Below are 13,004 nucleotides of genomic sequence, written 5' to 3'. Positions count from 1 at the left end.
GATAAAGAATTAGGAAAGAATTTAGTATGACAACTCAAACTACAATTAATAACGAAAAGCTATCTCCGTGGCCTTGGCAGATTGAAGAGAACACAACTCACTTTGATAGCGCGGCAATGTCGACCATCTTAAAAGACTTAAGCCTTGCTTGTTACGTAGTGAACCACCCAGAAAAAGGCTTAGGCGTAAGCCAACACGCTGAAATTACATCGAGTGATTCAGCAAGTGCAGCAAACAGCCAACCTGTTAGCGCATTTGCTCCTGCACTCGGTACACAAAGCTTGGGCGACGAAGAGTTTCGTCGCTGCCATGGCGTAAAATACGCGTACTACGCAGGCGCAATGGCCAACGGCATCTCATCTGAAGAGCTTGTAATTGCACTTGGTCAGGCTGGTATTCTTTGTTCATTTGGCGCGGCGGGCTTAATCCCGTCTCGCGTTGAGCAAGCGATCAACCGTATTCAAGCAGCGCTACCAAACGGCCCTTACGCGTTTAACCTGATTCACAGCCCAAGTGAACCTGCACTAGAGCGCGGCAGTGTAGAGCTGTTTTTAAAGCACAAAGTGAAAACGGTTGAGGCGTCAGCCTTCTTGGGCCTAACACCGCAAATCGTTCACTATCGTGCTTCTGGCCTTAGCCGTGATGCAAAAGGTGAGATTCAGATTGGAAACAAGGTTATTGCTAAGGTAAGCCGTACTGAAGTCGCGAGTAAGTTCATGCAACCAGCTCCAGCTAAAATGCTGCAAGCTCTAGTTGATGAAGGTCGAATCACAACAGAACAGATGGAACTGGCGCAGCTGGTTCCTATGGCTGATGACATTACCGCAGAAGCAGATTCTGGTGGTCACACCGATAACCGTCCACTGGTTACCCTACTGCCAACGATTCTTGCACTGAAAGAGCAAATCCAAGCACAGTACCAATTCAAAACTCCGCTACGTGTCGGTTGTGGTGGTGGCGTAGGTACGCCTGACGCTGCTCTAGCGACGTTTAACATGGGTGCTGCTTACATTGTTACCGGTTCAATCAACCAAGCGTGTGTTGAGGCTGGCGCGAGCGAACACACACGTAAGCTGCTTTCGACAACTGAAATGGCTGACGTGACGATGGCCCCGGCGGCAGACATGTTCGAAATGGGCGTGAAACTGCAAGTGGTTAAGCGTGGTACCTTGTTCCCAATGCGTGCAAACAAACTGTACGAACTTTACACTCGCTACGATTCAATTGAAGCGATTCCAGTAGAAGAGCGCCTGAAACTTGAGAAGCAAGTATTCCGTTCAACACTGGATGATATTTGGGCGGGGACTGTGGCGCACTTTAACGAGCGCGATCCTAAACAGATAGAACGCGCTGAAGGCAACCCAAAGCGTAAAATGGCGTTGATCTTCCGTTGGTACTTGGGTCTTTCTAGCCGTTGGTCAAACACTGGCGAACAAGGTCGTGAGATGGATTACCAAGTATGGGCTGGCCCTGCACTTGGCGCATTCAACGCATGGGCGAAAGACAGCTACCTAGATGATTACCAGCAGCGTAATGCAGTCGACCTAGCAAAACACCTAATGCACGGCGCAGCCTACTTGGCTCGTGTTAACTTGCTGACTTCGCAAGGTATCAAGCTTGATCCAGAGCTAGCACGCTGGAAGCCGACGCAAAGAATGGCCTAGGCATTTCAATACAGCGTTAATTAAGCTCAACGAATAAAAAAAGCGACCTTAACGGGTCGCTTTTCTTTTGGTTATTCTTCTTAAACTAGCTAAGAGATTAAGATTTCTGCATACGCTTTTTCAGTCGAGCTAAGTCAATTTCACTAGAGCGAACGGTCAACTTAATACACTCGTAGTCGTACTCTTCTTTAACCACACTCATGTTTGAGCGAATCTCACCGATGATGCCTTGGCCAGAATAAGGAATCGTGATCTCTTCTTCGATCATGCCTTCTTCAGCAACACCAACGATGTACTTGTGCAGTTTCGTGATATCCAGAGGATCTCGAGTTGACGTCAGCATCGCATCAGGGAATTCTTCGATCAGCTCTAATTGCTGCTCTTCAGTCAGTCTATCGCACTTATTCAGCACTAATAGTTTTTCGCTGCCTTCTACACCCACTTGAGCTAATACGTCGTGTACCACATCAAGTTGTGCGCGGAATGAAACGTCAGAAGCATCAACGACATAAAGCAGCAATGAAGCATCATGCGCTTCTGCTAGCGTTGAGTGGAATGATGCAACCAGATCGTGTGGCAATTTCTTGATGAAACCCACCGTATCTGAAACAAGGATACGCGGTTGAGTGATTGGCTGAAGCGCACGAACCGTAGTGTCTAGCGTTGCGAACAGTTTATCTTCACCCACCACTTCGGTTGCGGTCATTGCACGCATCATCGAAGATTTACCGGCATTGGTGTAGCCAACTAAAGCAACAGTGAAAAGCTCCGCACGCCTTGTGCGTCGGGTCTTCATTTCATCTTGTACGCTTACTAGCTCACGCTTAAGCGCAGCAATTTGGTCACGTACGTTACGACGGTCTAGCTCAAGTGAAGTTTCACCTGCGCCCTGACCCATTTGACGCTCTTTATCACCCTCAGCCGTTTCACGAAGTCGTGGCACTAAGTAGTTTAGACGAGCGATATCAACTTGCAGACGAGCAGTACGAGTACGAGCGTGACGGCTAAAGATTTCGATGATGATGCCAGTGCGGTCAAATACTTCCACACCCAAACTTGCCTCAACAGTACGCATTTGAGATGGACTTAAATCACAGTCGAATACCACAACATCAGCGGCACCGTATTGGAAGTTGCCCGTTGGAAGATCATCAAAATCTAGCTCATCGATTTCAGAATCAAACAAACCCGACTCATCAAGGAAGTCTTCATCTTCTGCTTCTTCAATAGAGCCTTGGTAACCAGTTAGATGTGCAATTTCGGCAAGCTTACCCGCACCCAACACATTCTGTCTTTGAGATGAACTGTGGTGTTGCGATTGCGTACCGACGACTTTAAACCCTAGGGTTGTCACTAAGCGAGCAAGTTCGGCAAGAGACTCTTTTGCTTCGTCACCTTTAAAATCCGGTGTCGTAATAGAAATAAGTAAAGCGTTATTCGCCGCTGGTTTTGCTGTTAGTTTCATGTATTCTTCTGTTTATGCACCAAGGTGCAACCTAGTTTTTGGTCTAAAGTAGTGTGATCCTACGCGTTTCTACGTCAGCTTTATAGAGCTAAGGGATACTAAATCAAGATATTATTGCAGTAGAAGCATATATATCGTTTATCCCTCTGTTTTTATAAGGGATAAAAAGCAAGTATAGACAACGAAAAAGGCAGCATCACATTACTTATTACTAGTTGGTGATACTGCCTTTGATTTAGACATGAACTTTGATTGTTAAACTAACTCAGCAACTAGAAGTCGATTCTCGCTTCGGTTTGAGCATCAAAGAATACCGCCTTTGATAAGTCAAAATGAAGCGGTGCCATCTGCCCAACCGACACTTCAAATTCTGGCGATAAACGACACGCGACTTCTTGGTCGTTCACTTTGACCATTGCGATGGTATCTGGCCCTGTTGGCTCCAACACTTCCAATTGTAGGTCTAGTTTTGTGGTTGCCGACACATCATCACCTTCTTGCTCAGTAATGTGTTCAGGACGCAACCCAATGACCAATTCCTTGCCATCTTGGTCACGCATACTCTGTGGCAATCGAATGTGGTGTTCTTGCTCCGCCGTGCCAGTTACTTTGATGATCGGATTCTGTTCCTCATCCAAGTCCACCATGGTTTTAATGAAGTTCATGGATGGTGAGCCCATAAAGCCCGCCACGAACATGTTATTTGGCTTGGTGTAGATCTCTTGTGGTGTTCCTAACTGCTGCAGTTCACCGTCTTTCATTACTGCGATGCGATCCGCAAGAGTCATCGCTTCGATCTGATCATGGGTCACATAAACAATCGTGGTATTCAGCTTCTGGTGCAGACGTTTAATCTGATGGCGCATTTCAACACGCAGCTTGGCATCCAAGTTAGAAAGCGGCTCATCAAATAGATACAGCTTAGGACGGCGAGCCAAAGCACGGCCCATCGCGACACGTTGACGCTGACCACCAGAAAGCTGCGATGGTTTACGATCAAGCAACTGCTCTATTTGTAGCATTTCAGCGACACGATTCACTTCAGCATCAATCTCATCTTGTGGCATCTTGCGGATCTTCAAACCGAAAGCGATATTGCCACGTACCGTCATGTTTGGATACAAGGCGTACGACTGAAACACCATCGCAATATCGCGATCTTTCGGCTCAACCTGCGCCACATCGACACCATCAATCACGATTTCACCCGAGCTAATATTTTCGAGCCCAGCGATGGTGTTCATTAGGGTAGATTTCCCACACCCCGAAGGGCCGACAAGTATCAAAAATTCCCCCGAATCGATACTAATGTCGATACCCTTTAACGTTTCGTTGTCCGCGTTGCGATAGGTTTTACGGATCTGTTTTAAATCTAATGTTGCCATGGGTAATTATCCTTTTACTGATCCTGCCGTTAGGCCACGAACAAAATATTTTCCTGCGAAGACATACACCAACAACGTTGGCAGTGCGGCGATGATCGCGGCAGCCATGTCGACGTTATATTCTTTAACGCCAGTACTGGTGTTGACTAGGTTGTTTAATGCCACGGTGATCGGCTGAGTTTCTGAACCGGAATAGACTACTCCGAACAAGAAATCATTCCAGATTGCGGTGAACTGCCAGATCACCGTCACCATGATGATTGGCGTTGAGATCGGTAATAAGATCTTGAAGAAAATCGTAAAGAAACCTGCACCATCAAGTTTTGCCGCTTTGATCAATTCATCAGGAATCGAGATGTAGAAGTTACGGAAAAACAGAGTGGTAAACGCCATGCCGTAGATAACGTGCACAATCACCAAGCCGATAGTTGTGTTCGCTAGCCCCATCTTGCCGAGCATGGTTGCCATTGGTAACAACACCACTTGAAATGGGATGAAGCAACCAAACAACAACAAGCTAAAGAACAGGTTTGAACCTCTGAATTGCCATTTCGTCACCACATAACCATTAAATGCACCGAGCAATGTTGAAATCGCAACCGCAGGAATCACCATTTGGAAAGAGTTCCAGAAGTAGCCTTTAATGCCTTCACATTTCACCCCCGTACAGGCGGTATCCCACGCTTTATACCAAGCATCGAACACCCATTCTTTCGGGAGGCTCATCAGGTTACCCGCCTTGATATCAGGCAAGGTTTTGAATGACGTCAACGCCATCACAAACAATGGCATTAGATACACCAAGCAGAAGAAAAGCAGTGCTGAATAAATAAAGATTCGAGCAAAATTGATGTTATTCATCATGACTTTTTCTCCCTAAGTTCAGAGTAAAGGTAAGGCACGAGAATCGCTAAGATACCAGCAAGCATCATCATGGCACTGGCAGCACCAAGGCCAATTTGTCCGCGAGTAAAGGAGTGTGCGTACATAAATAGCGCAGGAAGATCCGATGAATAACCGGGGCCACCTGCCGTCATTGCGGTCACAAGGTCGAAGCTCTTAATCGCAATGTGCGACGTAATGATCACCGCACTGAAGACCACTGGGCGCAAACAAGGCAGAATGATTTTGAGATAGATGGTAGGTAAGCTTGCCCCATCAATTTGCGCCGCTTTGATGATTGAAGAATCGATACCGCGAAGACCCGCTAAGAACATCGCCATCACGAAGCCTGAAGACTGCCAAAGTGCCGCGATAACCAAGGTATACACCGACATTTCAGAGTCGACTAGCCAATCAAATTTGAAGTCAGTAAATCCCCAGTCTTGCATCAGCTTTTCAATGCCAAGACCCGGATTAAGAATCCATTTCCACGCCGTACCCGTGACGATGAATGACAGCGCCATTGGGTAAAGATAGATGGTACGAATCGCCCCTTCTTGACGGATATTCTGGTCAAGCAATACCGCTAAACCTACACCAAGCAAGATGGCAATCGCCATAAATAGAAAACCAAACAAACCGAGGTTGGTGATTGAGGTGATCCAGCGATCGTTATCCATCAGCTTTTCATATTGGGTTAAACCAACGAAGTTAAAGCTCGGCAAAAATCGAGAGTTGGTGAACGACAACGCTGCCGTCCAAAAAATGTAGCCGTAGATACACACCACGGTCACTAACGCGGTTGGCGCTAGCACAATTTTAGGTAACCAATGTTGCAACCTGTCAGCAAAACTCGGTTTCGGTGCAGGCTGGCTCCTTGTGGGTTTTGGAGTCGACTCAGTCAAAACATGCTCCATAACTTATCCTTGTTGCACAATCGAGCCAATGGCTTACCTTTCGGCACCACATCAGCATCACGCATATCAGAATTGGGAGTGAAGAGTAGATAGGCTCCCTACGAGCCTACCCACCCTGGGGGTTCGATAAAGCAACACAACCCGTCACTCACGTGCGTTGTGTGTCACTTATCAAGTTAGATTAGATAGCCGCTTTCACTGCTTTTGCTAACTTAGCTGCCGCTTGTTTCGGATCGGCATCTTTCTCGTTGAAGAAGTTGGTCACCACGTCATAAATAGCGCCTTGAGCGTAGCTTGTTGTCGCTAAGCCGTGAGCCATACTCGGAACAAGATCGCCCGATTCAGCACTCGCTTTGAAGGTAGCCATTGAATCCAACGCACATTGGTCGAATTTAGACATGTCCATATCTAGACGTACAGGGATAGAACCTTTGTTAAGGTTGAAGACTTCTTGGAAATCTTTGGTAAGAATGGTTTTCGCTAGGTCTTGCTGCGCTTTTTGGTTCTCTTTGTCACTTAACTCAAAGAACGCAAAGCTATCGATATTGAAGGTAAATTGGCCGTCAGTACCTGGAGCTGGTGCACAGATGTAATCTTTACCCGGCACTTTGCCTGCTGCAGTAAATTCACCTTTCGCCCAGTCACCCATGATTTGCATCGCGGCTTCGCCATTAATAACCATTGAAGTTGCGACGTTCCAATCACGACCTGGAGAGTTGCTGTCGATGTAATCACGCATCTTTTTGAACTTGGTGAACACTTCCACCATTTTGTCGCCAGATAATACGTCCATATCAAGATCAACGAACGCTTTGTTGTAATCTTCACTGCCTAGTACATCAAGTGCCACGGCTTCGAATACCGTCGCGTCTTGCCAAGGTTGACCACCATGAGCCAATGGAATGAAGCCAGCCGCTTTAATCTTGTCTGCAGCAACAAAGAACTCATCTAACGTAGTTGGAACCGTAACGCCTGATTTTTCTAAAACAACAGGGTTAGCCCAAAGCCAGTTAACACGGTGAACGTTGACAGGAACTGCCACATATTCGCCATCCCACTTCATCACTTTAGTCACTACTTCTGGTAGTAGTTCATCCCATTGTTCTTGTTTAGCAGTCGCATCGAGAGACGTTAGAAAACCTAAACCACCCCACTCCTGAATATCATGACCTTTAATCTGCGCTGCAGAAGGTGGATTGCCCGATACTGCTCGAGTTTTCAAAACAGTCATCGCACTTTCACCGCCGCCACCAGCAACAGCAAAGTCTTTCCACGTATGGCCTTGTTCTTCAATCATCTCTTTCAGTACCGCAGCGGATTTCGCTTCGCCACCGGCAGTCCACCAGTGAAGCACTTCCACTTCACCAGCTTGAGAAAATGTTGAGGCAGCAAGAAGAGATAGAGTAAGTAGGGTTTTATTGATTTTCATTATAATCTTCCATGTTTAGCGGACTCGACGTCCGGTTCAATAAAGAGTCTACTTATTCTGATTTATAAGATTGAAACAAAAGGTAAGCCCTATGTAACACAATTGTTACATTACACTTCTAAGCCTCTTGGTATATAGACTTTGGCTTCTAAGCCGCCTTGAGAGGAGTTGCGAATAATGAGATCTCCGCCGTGTCCATGCAGAATGTTTCGACAGATCCCGAGCCCTAAACCGTGTCCTTGGTCGTCGGTTGCAAGCCTAAAGTAGGGTTCAAAAACCAACTCTAACTTGTCTTCAGGGATACCTTTGCCATGATCCTGAATCGTCACAATGACCCACACTGAATCACTGCTGATATCGACTTCGGCGGATTGTCCATATTTCACAGCATTGTCGATAAGATTGGTGAGCACGCGTTTAATCGCTAAAGGTTTAGCTACCAAAGGCTCAATCACAGCAGGTTCAAACTCGACCTGAGTTTGGTATTGGTTGTGCAATTCAATCACGGAGAGCATCATCTCGTTGAGATCGATAATGGCATTGTTTTCATGGAGGTCGGTGTCCCTTACCGCTTGTAATGCCCCCTTCACCATCATCTCAAGCTCATCAAGATCTTTGTTGAATTTGTCTTTCTTTACTTCGCTTTCCAATAGTTCAGCTCTTAGCCTTAAACGAGTAATCGGTGTCTTTAAATCATGAGAGATAGCAGAAAATAGGTGTTCTCGGTCGGCAACATAGCGACGAATCCGTTGCTGCATGCGATTAAAGGCTCGGGTTGCCGTAACCAGTTCAGTCGCCCCTTCTTCTTTCAATTGAGGCTGCTGAATATCCATGCTCATTTCATTAGCCGCTCTTGCCAGCTTTTTAAGAGGTCGCACTTGACGACGAATCATTAAGTAAGTCAACACCAGTAGAATAAGCGTTGAAGAAACTAGGAAGATCACCTGCTCTCTGCCAAGAATCGTATCGTCGAGTTTCACATATGGCGCAGGCAACAGTGCCGCAATGTACACCCATTCATGGCTGGTTAGTTCTATTTGAACAACCAGAATTGGCGGATTAAGAGGTTCTAACGTTAACGTGTGATGCGCCCACGATCGCGGGAGATCGCTCAAGTAGATGTCATTTTTAAGCAAGCGAAGGTGTTCAGGTCGAGAAAAATCTACCCGCACCGATTCGACTTTATTGAGCTTGCTACTTAAAACGCTTTCTATCGCCTCAATCGAGGCGGTTTTTAAGCGGGTGTCAGGGATAGGCTCAACGATCAAAGCCTCTTTATTGAAAGAAACGAAGAAGCGCGTACCGCCCATATTGCGGATCTGATCAAGCACGATATGACGATATTTGACGGGTAGAGACTGAAAGAAAGTCACCGTCGAGGCAAACATATTTGCCATGCTCTCGGAGGCAGAACGAATCCCTTCCAGTTCTTTGTGTTTGGATTCGCTATACCAAATAGACGTTGCGATACCTTGAGCAATCACAACGGCTAACAAGGTCAGCAACAATGTTCTTGCGACCAAGGAATTTGGTTTTAATCGACTCAACCAGTTCATAGGAAATACTTCATTGGCAAGGTGTTCATTAACAGCACTTGATTATCAGTGTTCATACTGAACAGGCACAGCAAGAATGTAGCCGTTGCCGCGCATGGTTTTGATGTAGTGAGGATATTTACCACTGTCGCCCAATCGGCTTCTCAGACGACTAAGCTGCACATCAATGCCACGTTCAAAAGGCAGCGCTTCACGGCCTCTAGTGGCGAAAGAAATGGTATCTCGGTCTAACACTTCATTAGGGCGAGTTAAGAACAACATCAACAAAGAAAAGTCACTGCCCGACAAATCCATCTCTTCTGAGTTTTCATTGTGCGAGATTCGATGCGCTAGTGTATCGAGCGTCCAATCACCAAAGATAATCTGCTTTGGCAGTGCATCACTCGGTTTGTCATCCACCACTTGAACGCGGCGCAATAACGCTTTGATTCGAGCCATTAACTGACGAGGACTAAACGGCTTCGCGATGTAATCATCTGCACCAATTTCTAAGCCGATAATCTGATCGGTTTCATCCGATACCGCTGTCAGCATAATGATAGGCACATTGGATTGCTTTCGTACTCGCTGACACAAGGTAAAACCGTCGTCACCGGGCAGCATAACATCGAGCAGAATCAGGTCTGGATAACCTTGGCTTTGCAGGTGAGTTTCTAATTCAACACCATCTCCAACAGAAGAGACATCGAAACCCGATTTAGTGAGGTACTCTTCCAGCAGCTCGCGGATTTCTTGATCATCATCCACCACGAGAATTCGAGTATTTGTTGGCATCGCCCAAACCTATTAAATTTACAACTTATTCACATAGTGTATAGGCTGGCCGATTATTTGATTATTGACATGTTTGTAAAGTTAGACGAACAAACAGATAAAGATCACATCTTAGTGACCTCTACCTGTACTTAGCGACTCAAAGAATCATAAGAAGTTAAGAGGAACAGCTGATTTCCATGGCTTTGCCCCACTCAGGCGGCAAGGCAGCAAGATGTTCGTAGTCAGGATGTTCCGCATAAGGGTCTGCCAGTACCACCATTAGTGCATCAATATCGCTGCTATCACCGCGTTCCGCTTTATCTATCGCAAGCTGGGCAAGGTAGTTTCTGAGGATGTATTTCGGGTTTACTTGTCGCATCTTTTCACAGCGCTCGGCCACTGAACTCTCTTCCAATTCACAGCGTTGCAAGTAGTTATCCACCCATAGCTTTGCGGCATCACGGTCGATAACCAAATCAATCACGTCTTGCGGCGGCAATGTATCTAGGTTCGACAGCGTTCTAAAGAACCTTGGGTAATCGACTTTGTTTTGCGACATCAGCTCGAACAACGATTCAAACAAACGACTGTCGCCTTCCTGTTTCGAAAGCAGCCCCAACTTACGACGCATTAACTGGCTGAAATAACCATTCATTTGCGGCTCGTACTGTTCTAACGCGGCCTCTAAATCGGCTTTATCCACCAGCGGCGAAAGAGAATGAGCCAGTGCCGACAAATTCCATAATCCAATTCTAGGCTGCTGATTAAATGCATAACGACCTTGGTAGTCGGAGTGATTACAAATCAATCTCGGGTCATATTCATCAAGGAAGGCGAACGGGCCGTAATCGAAGGTTTGGCCGATGATCGACATGTTATCGGTATTCATGACTCCGTGAGCAAAACCATTCGCTTGCCACAGCGCGACCATTTCCGCAGTGCGATCAACAATCTGATTAAACATGGCAGCGTATGGCTTCTCTTCATCGAGGCATTCTGGGAAGTGCCATTCGATGACTTTGTCGGCCAATAATTTATGCTCAGCCAACTGATTGGTATAAAACAGATGTTCAAAGTGACCGAAACGAATGTGTGACTCAGCAGCGCGCACCAGCAATGCGCCCCACTCTTGCTTTTCTCGATACACAGGTGTGTCGCTAGTTATCATCGCCAACGCACGTGTGGTTGGGATATTGAGCCCTGCCATTGCTTCACTACATAAGTACTCACGAACGGTTGATCGAATAACAGCGCGTCCATCCCCCATACGAGAATAAGGCGTTTTACCTGCACCTTTGAGGTGTAAATCGAACGTTTCACCACTTTTCGCGACAACTTGAGCTAATAACAGCCCTCTTCCATCACCTAAATCAGGGTTATAAGAGCCAAACTGATGGCCTGCGTATTTCATTGCTACTGGCGAGAATTGCTCAGGTTCAACATTGCCCGACAACGTCTCAAGCAATTCCTCTGAGGCATCATCAAATGACGGAAAGCCGAATTCATCCGCAAGGTTATGGTTCCATGCGAGCCATTGAACATTGTTTAGCGGTGTAGGTTGAATTGGGGTATAGAACAATCGAGGTAATGCAGTAAATCGATTGTTAAATGAAATAGAATCCCAGACAGACATGAGAGATACACTGTAGATAAAAGATAACTTAAGATTATCACAGTTTGATAACAACTTCAGATCAGGTTATGCAGTGAGTTTATTGAGATAAAGAGTTAATCAGACAAAGAGATTCTTCAGAGAAAAAGGTTACAGAGAGGAAGGTGCAGCTAAGAAAAGGTTAAGTGGCTAGCCTGATGAGAAGAGCCACATTTAAGAGAAGAAGAGTTCTGACTTTGAAGACTTTTTAACAAGTGTGTTCATAATAAAAACTAAAAATATAGAGCCATAAAGCTGACTACATTAGAGCAAGAATACCTACTAGAGACAGGGTAGAGAAAAGCCAAGTGCGGCTGATAACGCCAAAGTTACTGTGTTGAATCATTTCTTGATGCTGCATATGTCTCTCCTTGAGAACGTGATGGTGTAACACCAATATATCGGCTTTTCGCTAAAAGCAGCAAGCATATTAATATTAACCTTTTATGACAGCATTAAGAATTTTCTGTAACTATTCAGCCCTTTGATAAATCGAAAAGTTATGCTCGGCTTGTCGTCGAAAGTAGCGCTCCTGCACCAATAAACACGCCCCCTGTAACACGATTAAATACTTTGGCTCGACCCTTAGCAAATAACCAAGTTGATGACTTTGCACCTAGGTAGGCGTAAACCAATAACCAAGACAATTCCATGACAACGAAGGTCAAGGCGAACACCACAAATTGAGGAAATAGCGCTATCGACGGGTCAATAAACTGAGGGAAAAGTGCGGTAAAAAACAGGATAGCTTTTGGATTACTAGCGCCAACAATAAAGCCACTCACATAATGCTGCACAGCGCTTTCTTTAACAGGTTGAGAGCCTGCTTGTTGATTCGATAGCTTGTCATAATCTTGCTGACTTGACCGTAGCGACTTCCAACCGAGATAAATAAGGTAAGCTGCACCCGTCCACTTAATGATATTAAACACCACTTCTGATGAAGCAATAATCACCCCTAAACCGGTAAACGATAACGTTAAGATTCCGGTAATGGCAGTCACGCTACCCAAGGCGGTAAATATCGATAACTTAAAGCCTGATTGCACACCCTTAGTCATGCACAACAAAGAGCTTGGCCCTGGCGAGGCTGTTAAAATTAACACCGCCAACAAATAATAAATCCATGTATCAAAGCTCATCGCGAATTCTCCTTAACTCACTAAAACGACTAAATATTAAGCACCAATATGTAATAGCTATTCACATTAAGCAACTAAATATTAAGTACGTTCACTCTGTGTTGATTACTTATCCCTTGAATTCCAGCAATAAAAAACGCCATGCATTGCTGCATAG

General features: G+C 45.6%; 10 protein-coding genes. 1 reads left to right on the top strand and 9 read right to left on the bottom strand.

What is annotated here, in order from left to right; all coding sequences use genetic code 11:
* Positions 1 to 26: 26 nt before the first annotated feature.
* The gene (gene pfaD, locus AC3CKG_RS04240; protein WP_488528848.1) at positions 27 to 1,664 is read left to right on the top strand and encodes an eicosapentaenoate synthase subunit PfaD; all 1,638 of its coding nucleotides are present in this window, start codon (positions 27 to 29) and stop codon (positions 1,662 to 1,664) included.
* 97 nt (positions 1,665 to 1,761) lie between these two features.
* Here the strand turns inward: pfaD and hflX are convergent, their stop codons facing one another.
* From hflX to AC3CKG_RS04195, 9 genes are all read right to left on the bottom strand, one after another.
* Entirely contained in the window at positions 1,762 to 3,129 is a 1,368-nt protein-coding gene (gene hflX / locus AC3CKG_RS04235) for a GTPase HflX (protein ID WP_010439465.1), read from the bottom strand.
* Between the two features lie 272 nt (positions 3,130 to 3,401).
* Positions 3,402 to 4,514, bottom strand: coding sequence for an ABC transporter ATP-binding protein (locus AC3CKG_RS04230; RefSeq protein WP_474355736.1), 1,113 nt, complete (start codon positions 4,512 to 4,514; stop codon positions 3,402 to 3,404).
* A 6-nt stretch (positions 4,515 to 4,520) separates the two neighbouring features.
* Positions 4,521 to 5,378: a carbohydrate ABC transporter permease gene (locus tag AC3CKG_RS04225; protein WP_009848502.1), complete on the bottom strand. Its 858-nt coding sequence runs from the start codon at positions 5,376 to 5,378 to the stop codon at positions 4,521 to 4,523.
* Entirely contained in the window at positions 5,375 to 6,313 is a 939-nt protein-coding gene (locus AC3CKG_RS04220; RefSeq protein ID WP_099166264.1) for a carbohydrate ABC transporter permease, read from the bottom strand. Before AC3CKG_RS04220 ends, AC3CKG_RS04225 begins: the two co-directional genes overlap by 4 nt.
* 181 nt (positions 6,314 to 6,494) lie before the next feature.
* Positions 6,495 to 7,742 carry an ABC transporter substrate-binding protein gene (locus AC3CKG_RS04215; RefSeq protein ID WP_004736057.1) on the bottom strand — a complete coding sequence of 416 codons (1,248 nt, stop codon included), beginning with the start codon at positions 7,740 to 7,742 and terminating at the stop codon, positions 6,495 to 6,497.
* Between the two features lie 110 nt (positions 7,743 to 7,852).
* The gene (locus AC3CKG_RS04210) at positions 7,853 to 9,298 is read right to left on the bottom strand and encodes an ATP-binding protein (protein ID WP_479257416.1); all 1,446 of its coding nucleotides are present in this window, start codon (positions 9,296 to 9,298) and stop codon (positions 7,853 to 7,855) included.
* A 45-nt stretch (positions 9,299 to 9,343) separates the two neighbouring features.
* Positions 9,344 to 10,072, bottom strand: a complete 729-nt coding sequence (locus tag AC3CKG_RS04205) for a response regulator (RefSeq protein WP_017076788.1) — start codon at positions 10,070 to 10,072, stop codon at positions 9,344 to 9,346.
* Positions 10,073 to 10,229: 157 nt separating this feature from the next.
* Entirely contained in the window at positions 10,230 to 11,687 is a 1,458-nt protein-coding gene (locus AC3CKG_RS04200) for a protein adenylyltransferase SelO (RefSeq protein WP_488528847.1), read from the bottom strand.
* Between the two features lie 518 nt (positions 11,688 to 12,205).
* The gene (locus AC3CKG_RS04195; RefSeq protein WP_102340190.1) at positions 12,206 to 12,847 is read right to left on the bottom strand and encodes a LysE family translocator; all 642 of its coding nucleotides are present in this window, start codon (positions 12,845 to 12,847) and stop codon (positions 12,206 to 12,208) included.
* Between the last annotated feature and the right edge of the window lie 157 nt (positions 12,848 to 13,004).

The organism is Vibrio sp. QJM3NY_15 (genome assembly GCF_057785995.1).
Note: the sequence above shows the minus strand (reverse complement) of the source record. Positions and strands in the feature narration are given on the sequence as shown.